General features: G+C 71.9%; 16 protein-coding genes. 5 read left to right on the top strand and 11 right to left on the bottom strand.

What is annotated here, in order from left to right:
• Positions 1–99: 99 nt before the first annotated feature.
• Together AMK33_RS00440 and AMK33_RS00435 are read right to left on the bottom strand one after the other, a co-directional pair.
• Entirely contained in the window at positions 100–2022 is a 1923-nt protein-coding gene (locus tag AMK33_RS00440; protein WP_073931452.1) for a glycogen debranching N-terminal domain-containing protein, read from the bottom strand.
• Between the two features lie 660 nt (positions 2023–2682).
• The gene (locus AMK33_RS00435) at positions 2683–4284 is read right to left on the bottom strand and encodes a DUF4192 domain-containing protein (RefSeq protein ID WP_073930656.1); all 1602 of its coding nucleotides are present in this window, start codon (positions 4282–4284) and stop codon (positions 2683–2685) included.
• A gap of 141 nt (positions 4285–4425) precedes the next feature.
• On the opposite strand from AMK33_RS00435, the gene AMK33_RS00430 reads away from it, so the two are divergent.
• Both AMK33_RS00430 and AMK33_RS00425 read left to right on the top strand, forming a co-directional pair.
• Complete coding sequence (locus tag AMK33_RS00430; protein WP_073930655.1) at positions 4426–6591, top strand: RecQ family ATP-dependent DNA helicase; 2166 nt, start codon at positions 4426–4428, stop codon at positions 6589–6591.
• A 213-nt stretch (positions 6592–6804) separates the two neighbouring features.
• Positions 6805–7419 (top strand): hypothetical protein, encoded by a 615-nt coding sequence (locus AMK33_RS00425; protein ID WP_073930654.1) that lies wholly within the window; start codon positions 6805–6807, stop codon positions 7417–7419.
• 233 nt (positions 7420–7652) lie between these two features.
• Here AMK33_RS00425 and AMK33_RS00420 read toward each other — a convergent pair whose 3' ends face one another.
• The 3 genes from AMK33_RS00420 to AMK33_RS00410 all read right to left on the bottom strand — a co-directional run bounded on the left by AMK33_RS00420 (position 7653) and on the right by AMK33_RS00410 (position 9726).
• Positions 7653–8252, bottom strand: a complete 600-nt coding sequence (locus AMK33_RS00420; protein ID WP_073930653.1) for a hypothetical protein — start codon at positions 8250–8252, stop codon at positions 7653–7655.
• A gap of 67 nt (positions 8253–8319) precedes the next feature.
• Positions 8320–9021 (bottom strand): ribonuclease HII, encoded by a 702-nt coding sequence (locus tag AMK33_RS00415; RefSeq protein WP_073930652.1) that lies wholly within the window; start codon positions 9019–9021, stop codon positions 8320–8322.
• Between the two features lie 81 nt (positions 9022–9102).
• A complete protein-coding gene (locus AMK33_RS00410; protein WP_073930651.1) occupies positions 9103–9726 on the bottom strand; it encodes a TetR/AcrR family transcriptional regulator in 624 nt (207 codons plus the stop codon).
• 185 nt (positions 9727–9911) lie between these two features.
• Here AMK33_RS00410 and AMK33_RS00405 point away from each other — a divergent pair, with 185 nt between their 5' ends.
• Positions 9912–11459: an MFS transporter gene (locus AMK33_RS00405; protein ID WP_073930650.1), complete on the top strand. Its 1548-nt coding sequence runs from the start codon at positions 9912–9914 to the stop codon at positions 11457–11459.
• 304 nt (positions 11460–11763) lie between these two features.
• Here AMK33_RS00405 and AMK33_RS00400 read toward each other — a convergent pair whose 3' ends face one another.
• The 3 genes from AMK33_RS00400 to AMK33_RS00390 all read right to left on the bottom strand — a co-directional run bounded on the left by AMK33_RS00400 (position 11764) and on the right by AMK33_RS00390 (position 14087).
• Entirely contained in the window at positions 11764–12672 is a 909-nt protein-coding gene (locus tag AMK33_RS00400) for an ADP-ribosylglycohydrolase family protein (protein WP_073930649.1), read from the bottom strand.
• 31 nt (positions 12673–12703) lie between these two features.
• Positions 12704–13363 (bottom strand): histidine phosphatase family protein, encoded by a 660-nt coding sequence (locus AMK33_RS00395; protein ID WP_073930648.1) that lies wholly within the window; start codon positions 13361–13363, stop codon positions 12704–12706.
• Between the two features lie 118 nt (positions 13364–13481).
• On the bottom strand, positions 13482–14087 hold the full coding sequence (locus tag AMK33_RS00390; RefSeq protein ID WP_073930647.1) for a YdbC family protein: 606 nt from the start codon (positions 14085–14087) through the stop codon (positions 13482–13484).
• 157 nt (positions 14088–14244) lie between these two features.
• Here AMK33_RS00390 and AMK33_RS00385 point away from each other — a divergent pair, with 157 nt between their 5' ends.
• Positions 14245–14778, top strand: a complete 534-nt coding sequence (locus AMK33_RS00385; RefSeq protein WP_073930646.1) for a TerD family protein — start codon at positions 14245–14247, stop codon at positions 14776–14778.
• Positions 14779–14874: 96 nt separating this feature from the next.
• Here AMK33_RS00385 and AMK33_RS00380 read toward each other — a convergent pair whose 3' ends face one another.
• Entirely contained in the window at positions 14875–17769 is a 2895-nt protein-coding gene (locus AMK33_RS00380) for a vitamin B12-dependent ribonucleotide reductase (RefSeq protein WP_073930645.1), read from the bottom strand.
• 165 nt (positions 17770–17934) lie between these two features.
• Positions 17935–18492, bottom strand: a complete 558-nt coding sequence (gene nrdR, locus AMK33_RS00375) for a transcriptional regulator NrdR (RefSeq protein WP_073930644.1) — start codon at positions 18490–18492, stop codon at positions 17935–17937.
• 530 nt (positions 18493–19022) lie between these two features.
• Here nrdR and lexA point away from each other — a divergent pair.
• Positions 19023–19802, top strand: a complete 780-nt coding sequence (lexA, locus tag AMK33_RS00370) for a transcriptional repressor LexA (RefSeq protein WP_030227721.1) — start codon at positions 19023–19025, stop codon at positions 19800–19802.
• A 149-nt stretch (positions 19803–19951) separates the two neighbouring features.
• On the opposite strand, the gene AMK33_RS00365 is transcribed toward lexA, so the two are convergent.
• Positions 19952–21940 (bottom strand): ATP-dependent DNA helicase, encoded by a 1989-nt coding sequence (locus AMK33_RS00365; RefSeq protein WP_073930643.1) that lies wholly within the window; start codon positions 21938–21940, stop codon positions 19952–19954.
• Between the last annotated feature and the right edge of the window lie 172 nt (positions 21941–22112).

Here is a 22112-nt window from a genome sequence, read left to right as displayed (position 1 = left end):
ACACTCCCTTCGCCGACCGTGACACCAACTGATCCACTTCGCTCCGGCAGGTCCGTCGCCCGCCCTCCCTGCCGCCCGGCGAGGACGTGCCCCACCGGGTCAGGCTCCCAACTGGAGTCCGTCGGCCGCTTCCTCGACCATGGCGAGACCGAGCCGGCTGATCCGTACGGCGAAGGGGGCGCCCGCCACGCGCAGTCCCGTCAGGACCGTCTCGCCCAGCGGGGCGCCGCGCATCGGTCGCAGCGCGACCGTCCGGGCCGGGGCGTCGGGGCGGACCCCCGCGAGCGTGGTCAGCAGCAGGACTCCGGCGGCCGCCGCCGTGGCCGCCGGGCGGCAGGCCGCCGGGTGCGGGAGCGGCACGCTCCCCTCGGTCCGCTGCTCCCCCGCGTACATCTCGGGCAGCCGGTGACCGAACGCCTCCGCCGCCCCGAGCACGCCCCGCAGCAGGGACGCCGCCTCCCTCTCGTAGCCGGCGGCCGCGAGTCCCGCGACGGCGAGCGCCGTCTCGCGGACCCGCACGGCGCCGGAGCGGTGTCCGAACGGGTTGTGACCCGCCTCCTTCACGCCCATGCCGCGCAGGCCCCAGCCCGAGTCCAGGTCGGGGCCGCCCAGCAGCCGCGCCAGCCGCTCGGTCCGCACCTTGTCGAGGAGGCCGGGCGCGAGTTCGCCCCCGCCCAGCAGTCCGGTGTCGAGGAGGTGTGCGACCGGTGCGCCCAGGTGCGGGACGGGGCGGCCGTCCGGGGCACGGGCCGCCGCCGGCCGGTCTCCGCGCGGGCCGTCGATCCAGAAGTCGTCCTGGAAGGCCCCGCGCAAGGTCCGCGCCCACTGCCGCAGTCCGGCGCCGCCCGGTCTGCCGTACGCGTCGAGCAGGTCGGCGCCGAGCAGGGCCGCCCGGTGGGCCTGGGCCTGTGTCTCGCAGCGGACGGGTCCGCCGGGTTGCGGGTCGGGCAGGTAGGCGCCGTCACCCACCGTGTTCCGCAGCCAGGCCAGACAGCGTTCGGCGGCCGGAAGCAGTTCCTCGGTCTCGCGTTCGGGGAGCCCCCAGCGGCGGGCCTCGGCCAGGAGCACGGGGAAGAGCAGTGTGGCCTCCGTTCCCGTGCAGCCAGGAGGCAGATGGGGTCCGGCGTCGCGGCACGGGCCGGGGATCATGCCGGCCTTCGGCCCCGGCCCGGGGAACTGGGTGCGGGCGAGGATGCGCAGGGTGCCCGCGGCGAGCCCGGTGCCGAGCGGCAGGACCATCCGGGCGGCGGCGAGGGCCTCGGCCGGGGCGAGCCCGCAGCGCCAGGGGGCGCCGGCCGCGAGGTGGAGGTCGGCGGGGTGCTCCGGGTCACGCAGCAGGAGGGCCCGGAGGTCGTCGACGCTCGTCCGCAGCAGGGCGGGGACCCGCGGGTCGTCCCCCGTGGCACGCGCCGGAGCGAGAGGGCTCGTGGCCGTGCGGCCCGCGGAACGAAGAGGCGCCGCTCCGTCCTGCCGTACGCGCAACTCGATGCTCGCGCTGCCGCCCGGGGGCAGGTCGAACTCCCAGCGCAGCAGTCCGGCGGAGGCCAGCGCCTCGGCGGGCGGCGGTTCGGCCGTGACCGACGCGCGTGCGCCGGCACGGGACCAGCGCAGGCCACAGGCGTGGACATCGGCCGGCAGTTCGGGCCCCGCGCGGCCGGCGGCGATCGCCCCGAGGTCGGCGAGATCCGTGCCGAGGGCCACCTCGACGGGCAGGCGCAACGGACGCGGGGCCGCGCTGCGCAGCGTGATCCGTTCCGTGCCGTCCGCGCAGCGCGTCCGCTCCACGAGCACGTCCGGGTCCGGGCCGCCGCCTCGTGGGGACACCCGCAGCGTCCCCACGAAACGGGCCCGGTCGGCGGCCACCATCCGCGCCTGGACCGCGAGCGGCTCCCGCCCGGCCACGCGGACCTGGCACCGGGAGAGGAGACGCCGTCCCGCGCGGTAGAACCCCTCCAGCCCGTTGCCGGTCTGCTGTCCCTGTTCCGTCGAGATGGCGAGGCCGGGCAGGGCGACGCAGATCATGGCGGTGTGCGCGGGCGGCAGTTCGGCGGGCCACCGACGGGCGGGATGGTGATCCCGCTGTCGTGGCAGTGGCGTCCGCGTGCCGGTCAGGGCTCCGGCACGGTCGGCGAAGGGGGCGGGCGGAGCCGGCTGGTGCATGGGAAGGCTTTCTCTGTGCTCGGTATGGCTCGGGCGGGCCCGCCGCCGACAGGCTTCGGTCAGGCCGGTGGAATTCGGTCAGGCCGGTGGAAGTGGAATACGACGTCACGCCCCGTCCAGGCGTTCCGCCACTCAGGTGAACGGAACCGCCCGTCTCCGGGTCACGCCCACACCCACCCACACCGCGGGCAGCCGTGCCTCCCCCAGTGCCTGAACGGCTTGGGAAGCACCCCCAGGGCGGTGGGGATCCCCGCTCGAGCGGAGCCGAGAGCGGGGGAAGACGGGCGCTGGGAGTACCTCCCGCCCATGAAGCCTCCGCTCGAGCGGAGCCGAGACTTGGGGAAGTACCCCGCCAGCGCCGGGCCGCGCAGCCTCCCCGCCCGCTCCGGACAGCCGTCGCCTGTCCGGAGCGGGTCCCGGGACGGGTTCCGGCCCGATGGCACAGCACGGACAACACCCCCGCCGCTCACCACGCCTCCTTGAGGCCGGTTCCTACTCAACGAGCGCAAAGCCGCAGCTCACTCACCCCTCCCGGTCGCCGCCCCGGTGGCCGGCCTGCGCGCCCGGCGGCGAGGTACCGCGGCGACGCCCCGCGCCGGGGCCCGCCGTGCCGGGGCGCGCGCCGCCGGGACGTGTTCCGCTCTCGTCCGCGCCGCCCGCCGCGGGGTGGGCGCTCGCCGCCGACGTACGCGAATGCGGAACCCGTCGTCCCGGTCGGCCGCCCTCCGTGCGGCCCCGGCGAGGGAGAACGCCGCCGGTGCCGGGCGCCCGGGTGCGGCGCCGACGCGGCAGGGGAACCGCTTCGGGGCCCGGAACCGCGGGTCCGGCAACCGGCGGCTCCGTGGCCACGGCCGCCGGCTCGTCCGGCGTCGCCCGCCCGCGGTCCCCGCGCTCGGACCGCAGGCAGCGGCGGATCGACTCCGGGTCCAGTCCCTCGTTGCACGCCTGGTGCAGAAGCCGGGCGAAGAGGTAGTCGGGGTCGGCGCCCAGGGCCATGGCGAGTGCTTCCCGGGCCTCCAGTTCGTCACCGGTGGACCAGGCGACCCACCCGGCGAGGGTGAGGGGTGCCGCGGCGTGTTCGCCGTACGCTCCGACGCAGCGGCGGGCCAGGGCGCGCCACAGGCGGAGGGCCGGGCCCGCCTCGTCGTCCTCCATCCACTCGGCCGCGCGGTCGCGGGTCGTGCGGTCCTGCAGGCCGAGGATCAGCGCCGCGGCCTCGTCGTTCCCGAGCAGTTCGTCGTCCCGCAGGTCCGCCGGGAGCATTCCGGGCACGGGCGGGGCGTCGGCGAGACGGCCCAGGAGCCGCTCGGCCAGCCCCAGTGTCTCCCCGGCGACCTCGTGCCGGCCCTCCGCGTCGAGGATCCTGGGGATCAGCGCCAGGCCGGCGGCGTCCAGGGCTGCCTCCTGTTCCCGGGCGGCGGAGTGCTCCCACGGCTGGAGCCTGGCGCGCAGTTCGCGCAGGGTGCCGCGGACCTGGAGCCCGGCGTAGGTGGCGGCGGCGGCCAGCACCGAGGTGCCGGGCAGGCCCATCGGTGTCCCCTCGGACGGGCAGCAGCCCTCGTCGTCGCAGCAGTACGACCAGAAGCGGCCGTCCGAGACGCACAGGGCCTCCACCACCGGGATGTCCAGGGCGCCGCACTCCAGGCGCAGGGTGTGGGCGAGCGGACCCAGCCGCTCCTTGACCTGCCGGCCCGATTCGCCCCGGCCCGGTTCGTGGCAGAGGAAGACGACCATCTGCTCGGGCCGGGCGCCCCGGCGCTCGCTGCCCGTCACCAGGCCGTGGGCCAGCTGCCGGACCGCGGCGGGCCAGTCGTCGGGGTTGGCGGGGATGCCGAGCCGGGCGCGGCCGCCGAACCGGCCCCGTCCGTCCTTGTCGTGCAGGGCGACCAGCACGATGCTGTCCTCGGGGCGGTAGCCGAGCAGGTAGGGCAGGGCGTCGGCGAGTTCGGCCGGGGAGCGCAGGGTGACCTGCTGTCCGTCGCCATGGCTGTCGTACGCGGTGCAGGTGATGTCCTGCGGACGCGGTGCGCGGCCTTCGTCGCCGCCGGGTGTCCGGGGACCGGTGTCGCGCCCGGAGATGTCACCGTTTTCGGGGGATCCAGTGGTTTCGCCGTGGTTCGTCATGCGAAGACGATCTCGCGGATTGCGGCCTTCCGGTTTGTCCTGTGGATAACTTCAATCAGGAACATGTCACTGACCCCGGGGTCACGGGGATCGCTCCCGCGCTCTCGCCCGCATGTCAGTGGCGTCCTGTTGTATGGACCCATGGAGCACACGAGCAACGCGGATCTCCGCACGGCCGCCGACGCGGTTCTCGCCCGCCTCGTCGGGGACGCCTCGGGCGGGGCCCGGCTGCGCGAGGACCAGTGGCGGGCGATCGAGGCGCTGGTCGCCGACAAGCGCCGGGCCCTGGTCGTGCAGCGCACGGGCTGGGGCAAGTCCGCGGTCTACTTCGTGGCCACCTCGCTGCTGCGGGCACAGGGCAGCGGCCCCACCGTGATCGTCTCCCCGCTGCTGGCGCTCATGCGCAACCAGGTGGAGGCCGCGGCCAGAGCCGGAATCCGCGCCCGGACCATCAACTCCTCCAACAGCGAGGAATGGGAATCCGTCCAGACGGAGATCGCCGCGGGCGACGTCGATGTGCTGCTGGTGAGTCCCGAGCGGCTGAACAACCCGGACTTCCGCGACCAGGTGCTGCCCAGGCTCTCCGCCGCGACCGGGCTCCTGGTGGTCGACGAGGCGCACTGCATCTCGGACTGGGGGCACGACTTCCGCCCGGACTACCGCCGGCTGCGCACCATGCTCGCCGACCTCCCGGACGGCGTGCCCGTCCTCGCCACCACCGCCACCGCCAACGCCCGTGTCACCGCCGATGTCGCGGAACAGCTGGGTACGGGAGGCTCGTCGGACGCGCTGGTGCTCCGGGGCCCTCTGGACCGGGAGAGCCTGAGCCTGAGCGTGCTGCGCCTGCCGGACGCCGCGCACCGGATGGCCTGGCTCGCCGACCACCTGGACGAGCTCCCGGGCTCGGGGATCGTCTACACGCTCACCGTGGCCGCCGCCGAGGAGGTCACCGCCTTCCTGCGGCAGCGCGGGCACACCGTCGCCTCGTACACCGGCAGGACGGAGAACGCCGACCGGCAGCAGGCCGAGGAGGATCTGCTCGCCAACAAGGTGAAGGCCCTGGTCGCCACCTCCGCGCTCGGCATGGGCTTCGACAAGCCCGATCTGGGCTTCGTGGTGCATCTCGGCTCGCCGTCCTCCCCCATCTCCTACTACCAGCAGGTCGGCCGCGCCGGGCGTGGTGTCCGGCACGCCGAGGTGCTGCTGCTGCCGGGGAAGGAGGACGAGGCCATCTGGGAGTACTTCGCGTCGCTCGCCTTCCCCTCGGAGGACCTGGTGCGCCGTACGCTCGACGTCCTCGCGCGCTCCGACCGGCCCGTGTCGCTGCCGGCCCTCGAGCCGCTGGTGGAACTGCGCCGCTCCCGGCTGGAGACCATGCTCAAGGTGCTCGACGTGGACGGGGCGGTGAAGCGGGTCAAGGGCGGCTGGATCGCGACCGGGCAGCCGTGGACGTACGACGCCGAGCGGTACGCGTGGGTGGCGCGCCAGCGCAGGACCGAACAGCAGGCGATGCGCGAGTACGCGGCGAGCACGGACTGCCGGATGGAGTTCCTGCAGCGCCAGTTGGACGACGAGGGCGCCAAGCCCTGCGGACGCTGCGACAACTGCGCGGGCGCGCGGTACACCCCCGAGGCATCCTCGACCGCCCTCGAGGCGGCCCGCGTGGATCTCGGCCGGGCGGGCGTCGAGGTGGAGCCCCGGCGGATGTGGCCCACCGGGCTTCCGGCGATCGGCATGGACCTCAAGGGGCGCATTCCGGCGGGGGAACAGGCCGCTCGGGGCATGGCGTTGGGGCGTCTGTCGGACATCGGCTGGGGCAACCGGCTGCGTCCGATGTTCGCACCGCAGGCACCGGACGGGCCGGTGCCGGACGATGTCGCCCGGGCCGTGGTGGGTGTGCTGGCCGACTGGGCCAAGGGGCCCGGCGGTTGGGCTCCGGGAGCGGCGGACCCCCAGCCCCGGCCGGTGGGGGTGGTCACCCTCGCCTCCCGCAGCCGGCCCCGACTGATCCACTCGCTCGGGGCGCGCATCGCGGAGATCGGGCGGCTGCCGCTGCTGGGATCGGTGGATTACACGGGCGAGGCGCACTCCGCCTCCCGGAGCAACAGCGCCCAGCGCCTCAAGTCCCTCGACGGGGCACTGACCGTGCCGGTCGGGCTCGCCGCCGCGCTGGCCGAGGCGCCGGGCCCGGTTCTCCTCGTGGACGACTACACGGAGACGGGCTGGACCCTCGCGGTCGCGGCACGCCTGCTCCGGCGGGCCGGTGCACAGGGTGTGCTGCCGCTGGTGCTGGCCGTACAGGGCTGATGGTTCGGACCACCCAGCGGGTGGGGATATTAGCCGTGGAACATCCGATACCGGGCCGCTGCATCAATTGCTCGTTGCCGCATCCAAGTTCGACAGGAAGAATTGAAGGACGCACCCGCACGGCTCGCCCGCCGATCAGGTAGGGCTCTGTTGCGTGCGCGCTCCCCCGAATCCGACCCCGCCCGCAGTCCGGGCGTAGCCGAAGGGAGGACCGTGACCTTCGGATTCGCTCCGTCCTCGGCGGCATCGCTGTCGACGTCCGCCGCTTCCGCCAATCGTGTGCTCGAACCCGCGGAGTGGGCCGCCGCGGGAATCCCGCTGCTGGGCAGTCCGCGGGAGGTCGTCAGCGGACTGCACGCCCGGCACCATCCCGGTCCGGCGACCGCGGTCGTCGCCGTGCTCGATCCGGACGAACGGGTGCGGGCGAGCGCGTCGTTCACCCGGCGTACCGCCTCCGCGGACGGCTGGTTGCTCCGCAATGTGCTGCTGTCCCAGTTGCGCCGGGTGATCCCGCACGACCTGCGCCGCCGCACCCCGGTGCGCACCGCCGTGCTGCTCTACTGCCGTGACGGCGACGCGCGCTGGACGGAGGAGGACGGTGCGTGGATGTGGGGGCTGCGGGACGCCTGCACCCTGCACGGGCTGCGCTGCGGTGCGTACATCACGCTGACCCGTGACGGGTGGCAGGTCCTCGGCGAGGGGCGTGGCGGCCGCCACCCCAGCGCCGGCTCGGCGCCGGAACCGTTCGCCACGTCCGCGGCACCGCCCCGGATACCGCGCACCGGTGGTGCCGCGTCGGAGGTTCTGCGCCGCGCGGCGGCACGCTGACATCACGGGACGACGCCCGGACATCCGGGGGCCTCACGTGGTGGTGCGGGACGGGCCGCACCACGGCACGGCGCGTCCGCACGAGGCCGGACCCGGCCCGGTACCGAGGCGGCGAGACGCGAGAGCGTCGGCCCCTCCGGTCCCGGGCACGCGAAGTCCCCGGATCGTGCGGACGCCGCGACCGCGGCGTCCGTGTCCCCCCTCGGCGTCCGGCCGGACGCCTTGGCGACGGCTCAGACGCTCGCGCCCAGCACCGAGTTGACGCGCTGCGGGTCGCCGCAGACGATCAGCAGGGTGCCGGCCCGGGCGTGCGCCACCGACAGGGCGGAGGCGGCCGCGGGTTCCGGGCCTCCGTTGACGGCGACCACGACGACGGGGCGCGCACCGGCACGCTCGGCGGCCTTGGCGTCCGTGTAGAAGACGTCGTCACCGGCGTCGTGCTGGGCCCAGTAGGAGGCTTCGCCGAAGGACAGTTCGTGGGTGGCCCACGGGTGCGGGTCACCGGTGGTGATCACCAGCACGTCGCCGGGGGCGCGGCCCGAGTCCAGCAGCAGGTCCACGGCCTCTTCGGCGGCGTCGAGCGCCCCCTGGTCCGAGGCCGGGATCAACTGGAGCTGCGGGGTGGGCGCCGCGGGCGCGGGCGGGCCCGGGGGAACGGGCTTGGCCGCGTCGCGCGACGCGCGCTGCACCGGCGGCGCGGGCCGCGGCGGGCCGGGACGACCGGGACGCGACGGAGCCGCGGGGCGGGGACCGGGTACGGGGCGGGGGGTCGGCGCGGTGCGGGGACCCTGGGCACTCTCGTGAATCTGAGGCTCCTCGGGAATGAGAGGCATGGGTTGATTTTTATCAAACGTTGGTACGGCTCGCGCCGCCGGGTGGCACATGAGTGCGAGCGGTCCGTCAGAAGTCGAAGCCGAGCTGACCCTCGATTTCCGGAACGCGCCCTTCCGTCACGCTGCGGACCTTCTTGAGGTGCCGCCACTGGGGCAGCGCATCAAGATACGCCCACGACAACCGGTGGTACGGGGTGGGCCCCCGGACCTCCAGTGCGGCCTTGTGCACGGGCGACGGATACCCGGCGTTGTCCGCAAAACCGAAGTCTGCATGGTCGACGCCCAGTTCGGCCATCATTTTGTCGCGCTGAACCTTGGCGATCACCGAGGCCGCCGCGACGGCCACGCACGACTGGTCGCCCTTGATGACCGTACGGACCTTCCAGGGCGTGCCGAGATAGTCGTGCTTGCCGTCGAGGATCACCGCGTCCGGCCGGACCGGCAGCCCCTCCAGCGCACGCCCCGCCGCCAGCCGCAGCGCGGCCGTCATCCCCAGGGCGTCGATCTCCTCGGGAGAGGCGTGCCCCAGGGCGTACGAGGTCACCCAGCTCCGCAGCGTCTCGGCGAGCTCGGTGCGCCGCCTGACGGTGAGGAGCTTGGAGTCGGTGAGGCCCCCTGGGGGCCGACGCAGTCCGGTGACCGCCGCGCAGACGGTGACAGGGCCGGCCCACGCGCCGCGCCCCACCTCGTCGACACCTGCAACGATCTTCGCCCCGGTCGTGGCGCGCAGAGAGCGCTCGACGGTGTGAGTAGGTGGTTCGTACGGCATGGCGCCCTTAGCGTACGCCGCCCGCGGCGGCCCGCGACACCCCGGTCCCCGAGCGGCGCCGACGACTCGGGGAAACCGCGGTCAGGAGCCGGTCGGCCGCAGCAGCGGAACCATCAACTGGTCGATCATCTCCTCCAGATCGACGTCCGACCATTCGCTGCCGCACATCTTCGAGCGATACATCATCATCGCCGGGATGGCGTCGAAGACATATCCGTTCGCCGCGTCGGCACGCACCTCTCCCCGCTCTATTCCACGCTCGATCACGGCGCGCAGCATCTTGATGGTGGGTTCCACGACCCCTTCGAAGATGACGGCGTGGAAGCGCTCGGCCTGGAGCGTGTCACATTCGTGAATCACCGAACGCAGAGCGCATCCCGGCCGGGAGAACATCGCGTCGCGTGCCCTCAGGCACAGGTCCAGCAGATCCTCGCGCACGCCGCCCAGGTCCGGCGCCTCGTCGAACTGCGGCAGTCCGGCCCGCAGCGCGTCCGCGACCAGATCCTCCTTGGACGGCCAGCGCCGGTAGACGGCGGCCTTTCCGGTCTGGGCGCCCGCGGCGACGCCCTCCATCGTCAGGCCGTTCCAGCCGACCGTACTGAGCTGTTCCAGGGCGGCATCGAGGATCGCGCGTTCCAGCACGGCACCGCGGCGGCGGGAGGCGGCCGTCCGATCCTGGGCGGCCACCCAGCTCGAAGAAACCATCTGACTCTCTCCAACGAGCAGAGGAAGCGGACATTCGGGGATGAAGCGCGCGCCGCGCGGCGACTGAGGGGGACACGCCGAGCGACAACACATTCAGTGAACGCTTGCGTTCACTGTCGGGGACTCATACCGTTGGCGCAACAGTGAACGCGAGCGTTCACTGACGCACTCGTGGGGGACCCATAGTGACAACCTCTCCTTTGACTCAGACCAAGAAGCCAGGTGCGGCCCGCCGGGACGGGCGTCCCGGCATCGCGCTCACCGTCATCGCGGCCTGCCAACTCATGGTGGTACTCGACTCGACGATTGTGAACATCGCGCTGCCGCACATCCAGAACGCTCTCGAGTTCAGCACCACCGACCTCACCTGGGTGATCAGCGCCTACACCCTGACCTTCGGCGGCCTGCTGCTGCTCGGCGGCCGGGCCGGCGACATCCTCGGCCGCCGCCGTGTCTTCATGACCGGCATCCTGCTGTTCACCCTCGCCTCGCTGCTCGGCGGGTTCGCCCAGGAGCCGTGGCAGTTGCTGGCCGCGCGCGTCCTGCAGGGCGTGGGCGGCGCCATCGCCTCGCCCACCTCGCTGGCGCTCATCACCACCACGTTCCCGGAAGGACCCGAGCGCAATCGCGCCTTCGGCATCTTCGCCGCGGTCTCCGCGGGCGGCGGCGCCATCGGCCTGCTCGCGGGCGGCATGCTCACCGAGTGGCTCGACTGGCGGTGGGTGCTCTTCGTCAACGTGCCGATCGGCCTGCTGATCGTCGTACTCACACCGATGTACATCAACGAGTCCGAGCGGCACACCGGCCGTTTCGACATAGCGGGCGCGGTGACCTCGACGGCCGGTATGGCCTCTCTCGTCTACGGCTTCATCCGCGCGGCGGAGGAAGGCTGGCGGGACGGGCTGACCGTCGGCTCCTTCGCGGCCGCCGCGGTCCTGCTGGTGGCCTTCGCGCTGATCGAGTCCCGGGCCAAGGAACCGATCACCCCGCTGCGGATGTTCACCGACCGCAACCGCGCGGGCACGTATGTGATCATGCTCAGCCTGGCCGCGGCGATGTTCGGCATGTTCTTCTACATCGTCCTCTTCGTGCAGAACGTGCTCGGCTACAGCCCGATCGAAGCCGGTCTCGCCTTCCTGCCGGTGACGGTCGTGATCGCGCTCGGGGCCGGCCTGTCGCAGCGGTTCCTTCCCGTGTTCGGCCCCAAGCCGTTCATGCTCGTCGGGTCGGCGCTCGCCGCGATCGGGCTGGCCTGGCAGACGCTGATCAGCTCCGACAGCTCGTATGTCGGCGGCATCCTCGGTCCCATGCTGATCTTCGGCTTCGGCATGGGACTGAACTTCGTGACGCTGACGCTCACCGCGGTCTCCGGAGTGGCCCAGCACGAGGCCGGCGCCGCGTCCGGACTGCTCAACGCCACCCAGCAGGTGGGCGGATCGGTGGGACTGGCCCTCCTGACGACGGTGTTCGGCACCGCCAGCAAGGACGAGGCGGAGAAGCAGATCCCGGGCTTCCTCGCGGAAGGGACGGCGCAGCAGAAGGCGGAGTTCGCCCAGACGCAGCAACTGCCCGCTCCCTGGGGCCACGAGGTGCTCACCGAGGGCATCTCCACGGCCTTCGTCCCGGCTGCCGCGATGGCCGTACTCGCCCTGGCCACCGCGTGGTTCGTCATCCGGGTCCGCAAGAGCGACCTGGAGGCGCTGTCCGGCTCGGCCGGACCGGGCATGGGCTGAGAAGGGAACACCACGGGTCCGGCCCGGCGCCTCGCCGGCCGACGTCTTCGGACTCGGTCGGCGAACGCCCCGTCGGCCCGTCCCCATCAGGACGAGCAGAACCCCGAGCAACGCCTTCACGATCACCACCACGGCCCCTCCCCCACACCGCTCCCGCACGACGGACCCGTCTACACGTGTCAGGCCCCACATGCCTCACACAGCGGATGTCTCGACAACGGACGACCGGTCACGGAGAGTTCCCGGGACGCACAGAGAGTTCTGAACTCCGCCCCCGGACCGAGGCGGCGTCCGGTTCCCGCCCTCAGACCGCGGTCCGCATCCAGTCCGGCAGGGGTTCGACCCGGTCGGCCCACTCGGCGGGCGGTGCCCCCGCCTTCTCGGCGGCGACCACACCGCCCACGATCGCACAGGTCGTGTCGACGTCCCCGCCCACCTGCGCGGTCGTCCAGAACGCCCGCTCGTAGTCGCCCAGGGTCCGGGCCGCCGACCAGAGCGCGAAGGGCACGGTGTCATGCGCCGTCGTACGCCGTCCGCAGCCGAGCACGGCCGCGACGGTGGCCGCGTCCGCGTAGTCGAGCATGTCCCGGGCCCGGCGCAGCCCCGCGCCGACCGCGCTCCTCGCGGGCACCAGCGCGATCACCCCGTCGAGGAGGGCTTCCGAGCCGGGCGGCCCGCCGGGCGCGGCGACCAGCGCGGCCGCCGCCGCGACGGCCATGGCACCGACCACGGCCTCACGGTGCTGGTGCGTGGGGTAGGCGGAGATCTCGGCCTGATGGGTGGCCTGTTCCGGATCGTCCGCGTACCAGGCGCCCAACGGCGCGATCCGCATCGCGGCGCCGTTGCCCCACGACCCCTGCCCGTTGAAGAGCGCGGCGGCGAGTTCCCGCCAGTCGCCGCCCTCGCGGACCAGCCGCAGCAGCCGGTTGACCGCGGGCCCGTAGCCCCGGTCGAAGTCGTGATGCGTGGCGAAGGACCGCGCGAGGGCGTCCTGGTCGATCCGGTGGTGCGTGGCCAGGACGGAGACGACGGAGCACGCCATCTCCGTGTCGTCCGTCCACTGCCAGGGCGCCGGGGGCAGTTCGCGGCGCTTGAGCAGCGGATAGTTCACCGGCACGAAGAACTGGGAGCCGAGCGCGTCCCCCACGGACACGCCGCGCAGGCTGGCCAGGGCGCGGTCCAGGCGCCCGGCGGGAGAGGAATCAGCGGTCATCGCCCTGCCACTCTATCCGGTGACCCTCTGTCTATCCGGTGATCCCGTAGGGTTCCGGATCCCGCCAGCGCCCGAAGGGCCGGTCGAGGGTGTACTTGCCGTTCTCCCCCAGAACGAGCACGCGCATCTCGGCGTTCCCCGGGTTCGACAGCGACTCGAACTCCGCCACGGTCCAGTGGAACCACCGCATGCAGAACAGCCGCATGGCCAGACCGTGGGTGACGATCAGGACGTTCGGGGGGTGGTCGGGGGCCTCGAAGCTGCGGAACAGGCTCTCCAGGAAGCCGCCGACCCGGTCGTAGACGTCGGCTCCGGACTCCCCCTGGGCGAACCGGTAGAAGAAGTGCCCGTAGGCGTCCCGGTAGGCCTTCTGCAGACGCACGTCCTCACGGTCCTGCCAGTTGCCCCAGTCCTGCTCGCGCAGCCTCGGCTCCTCCCGCACGCGTATCCGCCCCGGGTCGAGCCGGAAGGCGCTCAGCGTCTGGTGCGTGCGGCGGTAGGGGGAGACGTAGACGCTGACGCGCTCACGGCCGAAGAGTTCCCGCAACCGCTCACCCGTCTCCTCCGCCTGCAGTCTGCCCCGCCCGGTCAGGGCCAGGGCGTGATCGGGTTCGCGCTCATAGACGGAGTCATCAACATTGCCCGTTGATTCGCCGTGTCGGACAAGGACGATGCGCCGTGGTCGTGCCATGCCAAAACCCTAGATCGGGTGACGGCCGGACGAGCACCCGTGCGGGCCCCATACGGCATAGGTCACACATGTCCCGCACCCCGCGTCACGCCGGCGCACACCGTTCCGCGTCCGGAGATCAGACCGTCCAGGCCGATTCCATCTCCACGATGTCCCCCGCGAGGGCCGCGACGTCGGCCTCCGTCTGTGCCCGCAGGGCGAGGCGCTCCACCCGCTCGGTGCGGTACTTGCCGTGCTCGGCGGCCGACCGCCACATCGACAGCACCAGGAACTCGTGCCCGGGCGCCTCTCCGAACAGGCCCCGGACCATGCCGGGCGAGCCGGCCATGGCCGGGTTCCAGACCTTCTCCTGCATCAGCACGAAGTGCTCCGACCGCTCCTCGTGCACGCGGCACAGTGCCACCCTGAGCAGGTCGGCGTCCGTGAAACGCGGTTCGAAGCCGGTCTTCACGTCGAAGCGGTGGTCGAAGAGCCTGACCTGGGCGTCCTTGAACGTGCCCGACTGGGCCGAGGCGAGCCGGTCGTGGGAGCGGGCCATGAACGAGTCGTAGAAGGCACGGCTCTCCCAGAAGGAGAAGATGTGCGCCACGTCCGGCCGCCCCCGGCTCCAGCCTCCGCCCTGCCCGCGAAACCCCGGCTCCCCCAGAAGCCCCGCCCACTTCCGCTGCCCCCGCTCGAACCCGCGGCGGTCCACCACGGTGCAGCGAATCCACTTGACCAGCACCGCGCCATCGTAAGGCCAGGGAGCGTGGCGCCGGTCACCCTCGGAGTGACTGCTTACCACCGTCCGCCGCCACACGCGTGGCAGGATGGGCAACCTGCCGGGAACTCCCGGCGATCGGGGTGAGCGGGCAGGACGGTCACGGGGAAGGGGAAGACTGGTGAACGGCCTCAACAAGGGCATCCGCAAGGTCGAGATCGCGCTGAGGTGGGACCCGAGTCCGTCGGGGCAGCCCTCCACCGACCTGGATCTCGTCGCCGCGCCCTATCCGGCGGGCGAGCCGCACGGCGCTCCCGCCTACGTGGTGCACTTCGACAGTCGTTCCCCCGACGGCACCATCACGCTCAACCGGGACAGCAAGGACGGCCAGGGCTTCGGCTACGACGAGGTCATGACGCTGGAGCTGGACCGGCTCGACCAGCGGTACGCGCGCGTGGTGGTCGGCGTCGTCATACAACAGCACCAGGGGCGGCGGACGTTCTCCGGGGTGGGCAACCCCGGTCTGCGCGTCCGCGAGGGCTACACCGTGCTGGCCGAGGACGACTTCGGCGGTGTCCTCGGGGCCACGGCGGCGACGGTCGCGGAGTTCGTCCGGGACGGGTCGGGAGCCTGGGAGTTCCGCCCCGGTGTCCAGGGGTTCGAGGGCGATCCGGCGGACTTCACCCGTGCGATGGGGACGTCGCGCCGGGCCTGACCCGCGAAAGCACCGAGGGCGGTGGCGCCGGAACACCGGCACCACCGCCCTCAGCCGTTCCTCACACCCGGGCAGCGCCCGGGCGTGCCGGCCGCGTCAGCTGCAACCGCTGGTCGAGCCGCAGCCCTCGCAGATGTAGCAGGAACCGGCGCGCTGCATCTTCGTACCGCAGGAGAAGCACAGCGGGGCGTCCGCCTGGATGCCCAGCTGCATCTCGACCAGCTCGGCGCTGGTGTGGGCCTGCTTCGGGGCCGGCTTGGCCGCCTCGGCCTCGGCCTTCGGCGTGGCCACCGCCTTCAGCTCCTGGGCGCGCGGCGCCGACTGGGCCAGGCCCTCGACGTCGAGCTCGTCGTCGGACGGCTCGTACGAACCGGTCTCCAGGTGACGCTGACGCTCCTCGGCGGAGTGGATGCCGAGCGCGGAGCGCGTCTCGAAGGGCAGGAAGTCCAGCGCCAGGCGGCGGAAGATGTAGTCGACGATCGACTGCGCCATCCGCACGTCCGGGTCGTCCGTCATGCCGGCCGGCTCGAAGCGCATGTTGGTGAACTTCGAGACGTACGTCTCCAGTGGCACGCCGTACTGGAGACCCACCGAGACGGCGATGGAGAAGGCGTCCATCATGCCCGCGAGCGTGGAACCCTGCTTCGACATCTTCAGGAAGACCTCGCCGAGACCGTCGTCCGGGTAGGAGTTGGCGGTCATGTAGCCCTCGGCGCCGCCGACCGTGAAGGAGGTGGTGATGCCGGGGCGGCCCTTCGGGAGGCGCTTGCGGACCGGGCGGTACTCGACGACCTTCTCGACCGCGGCCCGGATCGTCTCCTCGGCCTTCTCGGTGACCTCGGCCTTCTCCTTCTCCTTGGTCTTCGCGGAGAGCGGCTGGCCGACCTTGCAGTTGTCGCGGTAGATGGCGAGCGCCTTGACGCCGAGCTTCCAGGCCTCGAAGTAGATCTCCTCGACCTCCTCGACGGTCGCCGTCTCCGGCATGTTGACCGTCTTGGAGATGGCGCCGGAGATCCAGGGCTGGATCGCGGCCATCATGCGGACGTGGCCCATCGGGGAGATGGCGCGCTCGCCCATGGCGCAGTCGAACACCTCGTAGTGCTCCTGCTTGAGACCGGGGGCGTCGATCACATTGCCGTTCTCGGCGATGTGGGCGACGATCGCCTCGATCTGCTCCTCCTGGTAGCCCAGGCGGCGCAGGGCCTGCGGGACGGTGCCGTTGACGATCTGCATCGAGCCGCCGCCGACCAGCTTCTTGAACTTCACCAGCGCCAGGTCGGGCTCGACACCGGTGGTGTCGCAGGACATCGCCAGACCGATGGTGCCGGTCGGGGCGAGCACGGACGCCTGGGCGTTGCGGAAGCCGTTCTTCTCGCCGACGCGGACCACGTCCTGCCAGGCCTCGGTGGCGGCGGCCCACACCGGGGTGTCCAGGTCGTCCATGCGCACGGCCGTGCCGTTGGCGTCGGCGTGCTGCTTCATGACGCGCTGGTGGGCGTCGGCGTTGCGGGCGTAGCCGTCGTACGGGCCGACGATCGCGGCGAGTTCGGCGGAGCGGCGGTACGCCGTACCCGTCATCAGGGAGGTGATGGCGCCGGCGAGGGCGCGGCCGCCGTCGGAGTCGTAGGCGTGGCCGGTCGCCATCAGCAGGGCGCCGAGGTTGGCGTAGCCGATGCCGAGCTGGCGGAAGGCGCGGGTGTTCTCGCCGATCTTCTGGGTCGGGAAGTCCGCGAAGCAGATCGAGATGTCCATCGCGGTGATGACCAGCTCGACGACCTTCTGGAAGCGCTCGGTCTCGAACGACTGGTTGCCCTGGCCGTCGTCCTTGAGGAACTTCATCAGGTTCAGCGAGGCCAGGTTGCAGGACGTGTTGTCCAGGTGCATGTACTCGCTGCACGGGTTCGACGCGGTGATCCGGCCGGACTCGGGGCAGGTGTGCCAGTTGTTGATGACGCCGTCGTACTGGATGCCCGGGTCCGCGCAGGCCCAGGCGGCCTCGGCGAGCCTGCGGAAGAGCGCCTTGGCGTCGACCTCCTCGATGACCTCGCCGGTCATCCGGGCACGCAGGCCGAACTTGCCGCCCTGCTCGACCGCCTGCATGAACTCGTCGTTGACGCGGACCGAGTTGTTGGCGTTCTGGTACTGGACGGAGGCGATGTCGTCGCCGCCCAGGTCCATGTCGAAGCCCGCGTCGCGCAGGACGCGGATCTTCTCCTCTTCCTTGACCTTGGTCTCGATGAAGTCCTCGATGTCCGGGTGGTCCACGTCGAGGACGACCATCTTGGCCGCGCGGCGGGTGGCGCCACCGGACTTGATCGTTCCGGCGGAGGCGTCGGCTCCGCGCATGAAGGAGACCGGGCCGGAGGCGTTGCCGCCGGAGGACAGCAGTTCCTTGGAGGAGCGGATCCGGGAGAGGTTCAGGCCGGCGCCGGAGCCGCCCTTGAAGATCATGCCCTCTTCCTTGTACCAGTCGAGGATCGACTCCATGGAGTCGTCGACGGACAGGATGAAGCAGGCGGAGACCTGCTGCGGCTGGGGCGTGCCCACGTTGAACCACACGGGGCTGTTGAAGCTGAAGATCTGGTGCAGGAGGGCGTACGCCAGCTCGTGCTCGAAGATCTCGGCGTCGGCGGGCGAGGCGAAGTACTTGTGGTCCTCACCGGCCTTCCGGTACGTCTTCACGATGCGGTCGATCAGCTGCTTGAGGCTGGTCTCGCGCTGCGGGGTGCCCACGGCGCCCCGGAAGTACTTGCTGGTGACGATGTTGACCGCGTTCACCGACCAGAAGTCGGGGAACTCGACGCCGCGCTGCTCGAAGTTGACCGAGCCGTCGCGCCAGTTGGTCATGACGACGTCACGGCGCTCCCAGGCCACCTCGTCGTACGGGTGGACTCCGGGAGTGGTGTGGATGCGCTCGACACGCAGTCCCTTGCCGGCCTTGTTGCTCTTGGCTCGGGGACTCCGTGCCGGACCGCTCGCCGTCTCTGTCATGCCGCCTCCCTGTACGGGCAAAAACGCCCTGAAGTGCCCCGTTTGTTCCCGTGGCACGGTGTTCTGTCTGGTGCTGCGGGCGCATGCTCGTCTGCCCGCAACAGGTCTTCTCATCGCCGCCGCCCGGCCGGTCCCCGCGTCTGCCGCGCGGGGCCGGCCCACCGGTCAGTCGGCGGCGGGAGCGGGTTCGGGGACCTGGACGGTCCCGCCGGACCCGCTGTCGTCTTCCCGGCCTCCCGGGGCGGCTCCCTCGCCGTCCCCGTCGCCCGCGGCGGGCCGCTCCGCCCGCCTGAGTTCCGCGATCGCGGCCTCGAAGTCCTCCAGCGAGTCGAACGCCCGGTAGACGGACGCGAACCGCAGGTAGGCGACGAGGTCGAGTTCCTGCAACGGGCCGAGGATGGCCAGCCCCACGTCGTGGGTGGTCAGCTCGGCGCTTCCGGTGGCCCGCACCGCCTCCTCGACACGCTGCCCGAGCTGGGCGAGGGCGTCCTCGGTGACGGGCCGCCCCTGGCACGCCTTGCGCACACCGTTGATGACCTTGGTGCGACTGAAGGGCTCGGTGACTCCGGACCGCTTGACCACCATGAGCGAACACGTCTCCACGGTCGTGAAACGACGGGAGCAGTCCGGACACTGGCGGCGCCTGCGGATCGACGTGCCGTCGTCGGTCGTACGGCTGTCGACGACACGGCTGTCGGGGTGCCTGCAGAAGGGGCAGTGCATGAACTCCCAACCCTCCTCACAGCAGACTCGATGGCCTCACGAGGCCTCTTGGGCCTCACGAAGCAGCACCAGCATAGGCGATCGCGGAGGGCCCGAAGACCCGGGGGACCACAACTTCTGGGCTGCTGCCGCAATCCAACCACTAGATGTGGGGATTGGCTCATACATCCACACCGTGCACGCGTGTCGCGCACGTCAGGGTGGGCAGGACACGCCGGACGCCGCGCGATGAGGGGGGTGCCGTGCCGGAGGCGGGGAGGAGGCGTGCGGCTCCCGGAGAGAGCGGGGGCCGCTTCACGCTCCACGGGGCGCCCGGTGGCAGACTGAGGACCACGGCCGCGAGGTCATCGCCCCGGCGGTGAAGGGTACAACAATTGGCCCGTTTGTCCGGCAGGAAGCGTGGCGACCAATACACCTCGATGAGAGATCGCGTACAGCAATTCGCGATTTTTCACTCGAACGTGTGTTTGGCGCAACCTTTCGAAAGCAACTACCGTTGTGCTGCAGGGAGACCATCGAGAGGGGCCGACGTGACCACCACCGCAGACAGTGCCGCCATCACTGCCCAGGACCGCCCCCAGGGCCGGATCGAGCCGGTGCACGCGATGAACGAAGCCACGAATCCCGAGGGGCACAAGCGCTCCCTGCCGGGCCGACCTCCCGGCATCCGGGCGGACAGCTCAGGACTCACCGACCGCCAGCGCCGGGTGATCGAGGTCATCAGGGACTCGGTGCAGCGTCGCGGCTACCCGCCGTCGATGCGCGAGATCGGCCAGGCGGTCGGTCTCTCCAGCACCTCCTCCGTGGCCCACCAACTGATGGCCCTGGAGCGCAAGGGCTTCCTGCGCCGCGACCCGCACCGCCCGCGCGCCTACGAGGTGCGGGGCTCCGACCAGGCCGCCTCCGTGCAGCCCACGGACACCGCCGGCAAGCCGGCCGCGTCCTACGTACCGCTGGTCGGCCGTATCGCCGCCGGTGGCCCGATCCTCGCCGAGGAGTCCGTCGAGGACGTCTTCCCCCTGCCCCGGCAGCTCGTCGGTGACGGTGAGCTGTTCGTGCTGAAGGTCGTGGGTGACTCCATGATCGAGGCCGCGATCTGTGACGGCGACTGGGTGACGGTCCGCCGCCAGCCGGTCGCCGAGAACGGGGACATCGTCGCGGCCATGCTCGACGGCGAGGCGACCGTCAAGCGCTTCAAGCGGGAGGACGGCCATGTCTGGCTGCTCCCGCACAACGCGGCCTACGAGCCCATCCCGGGTGACGACGCGACCATTCTGGGCAAGGTGGTGGCCGTTCTGCGGCGCGTCTGAACACGGCGCGGGGCCGGCCCGGAGCGCCGCCCCGCCCCCTGACCGGGCCCCGGGACCCCTGCGCCGGTTCCGGGGTCCTGTGCTGTCCGGACGGACCCGACTGCGGCTGCTGCCGCCGGTCGGTGGCGTGCCGCGGCACGCCACCTCCCTCACTGCGCCGCCGTCCCGGCCTCCGCCCCTTGTGCCGCCGCGTCGATCGCGGCCAGCGACTTCCTGACCTGGTTGCGGTCCGTGGTGTACCAGAAGTCGGGCAGCGAAGCCTTCAGATAGCTGCCGTACCGGGCAGTGGCCAGCCGCTGGTCCAGTACGGCCACCACGCCCCGGTCGCCCGAGGCGCGTACGAGACGGCCGGCGCCCTGCGCCATCAGCAGCGCCGCGTGGGTGGCGGCGACCGCCATGAAGCCGTTGCCACCGGCCTCCTCCACGGCCTTCTGGCGGGCGCTCATCAAGGGGTCGTCCGGACGCGGGAAGGGAATCTTGTCCATGACCACTAGCTGGCAGCTCGGACCCGGTACGTCGACCCCCTGCCACAGCGACAGCGTGCCGAAGAGGCAGGTCTTCGGGTCGGCCGCGAAGTTCTTGATCAGTTCGCCGAGCGTCTCCTCGCCCTGGAGGAAGATCGGGAACTCCGGGATGCGGGAGCGCAGCTCCTCGGCGGCGAGCTGAGCGGCCCGCATCGAGGAGAACAGCCCCAGGGTGCGGCCGCCCGCCGCCTGGATCAGCTCGGTGAGCTCGTCCAGCATGTCCCCGCGGTCACCGTCACGGGCCGGGCGCGCCAGATGCTTCGCGACGTACAGGATGCCCTGTCGGGGGTAGTCGAACGGCGAACCGACGTCGACGCCCTTCCACTGCGGGAGGTCATCGCCTTCGGCGCCCTCGGGACCAAGCCCCAGGGACGCTCCCACGCCGTTGAAGTCGCCGCCCAGCTTCAGCGTCGCGGACGTCAGGATCACGGAACGGTCGGTGAAGAGCTTCTCGCGCAGCAGGCCCGAGACGGACATCGGGGCAACGCGCAGGGACGCGCCGAAGCGGTCGTGCCGCTCGTACCAGACGACGTCCCACTCGGAGCCGTTCGTGATCCGCTCCGCCACGTCGTGGACGCTCTCCACGGAGGCCAGCGCCTGTTTGCGGACCGCGTCCTCGTCCTGGACCGACTTGTCGCGGGTGCTGCCGATGGCGGAGATGACGGTGCGGCAGGCGTCGCGCAGCGCCATGAGCGCGTAGCCGAGGTCCTCCGGGATCTCCTCCAGCCGGCCCGGAAGGGCCAGCTCCATCAGTCGTTCGAACCCTTCGGCGGCGGTCTGGAGCTGGTCGGCGGCCTTCTCGTTGACGAGCTTCGCGGCGCGCCGCACCGCGCGGTTGACCTGCCCGGGGGTGAGCTCGCCCGTGGCGACTCCGGTGACCCGGGAGACCAGCTCGTGGGCCTCGTCGACGATCAGCACCTCGTGCTGCGGAAGCACCGGCGCGCCCTCGATGGCGTCGATCGCGAGCAGGGCGTGGTTGGTGACGACGACCTCGGCCAGCTTGGCGCGCTCGCGGGCCGTCTCGGCGAAGCACTCGGCGCCGTAAGCGCACTTCGTGGCGCCGAGGCACTCCCGCGACGACACCGACACCTGGGACCAGGCCCGGTCGGACACGCCCGGCGTGAGGTCGTCCCGGTCGCCGGTCTCCGTCTCGTCGGACCAGTCACGCAGGCGCAGCAGGTCCTGGCCCAGCTTGCTGGTGGGCGCGGCCGCCTCGAACTGGTCGAAGAGGCCCTCCTCCTCGTCCTGCGGCACGCCCTCGTGCAGCCGGTGCAGGCACAGGTAGTTGGAGCGGCCCTTGAGCATCGCGAACTCCGGGCGGCGGCGCAGCAGCGGATGCAGCGACTCCACCGTGCGCGGCAGGTCCCGCTCCACCAGCTGGCGCTGCAGGGCCAGGGTGGCCGTCGCCACCACCACCCGCTCCCCCTGCGCGAGCGCGGGCACCAGGTAGCCCAGCGACTTTCCGGTGCCGGTACCGGCCTGGACCAGCAGATGGGCGTTGTCGTCGATCGCCTCGGCGACGGCTTCGGCCATGGTCACCTGGCCGGGGCGCTCCGTGCCGCCGACGGCGGTGACGGCGGCGTGCAGGAGTTCGGGGAGTGAGGGCTTCGTCATAGCGCGACCACCCTACGACCCGGCACTGACATTCGTGCGATCACGGCGGGGGCTGGGGGCGCGGTCAAGACGGGGCTCCTCTGTCGGGCGGTGTGAGGGGTGCGAAGTCGCCGGAGTGCGGGACGGACGGATCGTGCCGGGCATGGGACGGACGGATCGTGCCCGGGTGTGA

Source organism: Streptomyces sp. CB02400 (assembly GCF_001905725.1).
GTDB classification, from domain to species: Bacteria; Actinomycetota; Actinomycetes; order Streptomycetales; family Streptomycetaceae; genus Streptomyces; species Streptomyces atrovirens.
This window is presented reverse-complemented; position numbering and strand designations above follow the sequence as displayed.

What these genes read in the sequence shown, in the direction of transcription:
- AMK33_RS00435 (WP_073930656.1), bottom strand. Translation starts at nt 4,284, where the DNA reads ATGACGAACCACGGCGAAACCACTGGATCCCCCGAAAACGGTGACATC.
- AMK33_RS00365 (WP_073930643.1), bottom strand. Translation starts at nt 21,940, where the DNA reads ATGACGAAGCCCTCACTCCCCGAACTCCTGCACGCCGCCGTCACCGCC.
- AMK33_RS00400 (WP_073930649.1), bottom strand. Translation starts at nt 12,672, where the DNA reads ATGACCGCTGATTCCTCTCCCGCCGGGCGCCTGGACCGCGCCCTGGCC.
- nrdR (WP_073930644.1), bottom strand. Translation starts at nt 18,492, where the DNA reads ATGCACTGCCCCTTCTGCAGGCACCCCGACAGCCGTGTCGTCGACAGC.
- AMK33_RS00430 (WP_073930655.1), top strand. Translation starts at nt 4,426, where the DNA reads ATGGAGCACACGAGCAACGCGGATCTCCGCACGGCCGCCGACGCGGTT.
- AMK33_RS00415 (WP_073930652.1), bottom strand. Translation starts at nt 9,021, where the DNA reads ATGCCGTACGAACCACCTACTCACACCGTCGAGCGCTCTCTGCGCGCC.
- AMK33_RS00440 (WP_073931452.1), bottom strand. Translation starts at nt 2,022, where the DNA reads ATGATCTGCGTCGCCCTGCCCGGCCTCGCCATCTCGACGGAACAGGGA.
- AMK33_RS00410 (WP_073930651.1), bottom strand. Translation starts at nt 9,726, where the DNA reads ATGGTTTCTTCGAGCTGGGTGGCCGCCCAGGATCGGACGGCCGCCTCC.
- AMK33_RS00380 (WP_073930645.1), bottom strand. Translation starts at nt 17,769, where the DNA reads ATGACAGAGACGGCGAGCGGTCCGGCACGGAGTCCCCGAGCCAAGAGC.
- AMK33_RS00420 (WP_073930653.1), bottom strand. Translation starts at nt 8,252, where the DNA reads ATGCCTCTCATTCCCGAGGAGCCTCAGATTCACGAGAGTGCCCAGGGT.
- AMK33_RS00395 (WP_073930648.1), bottom strand. Translation starts at nt 13,363, where the DNA reads ATGGCACGACCACGGCGCATCGTCCTTGTCCGACACGGCGAATCAACG.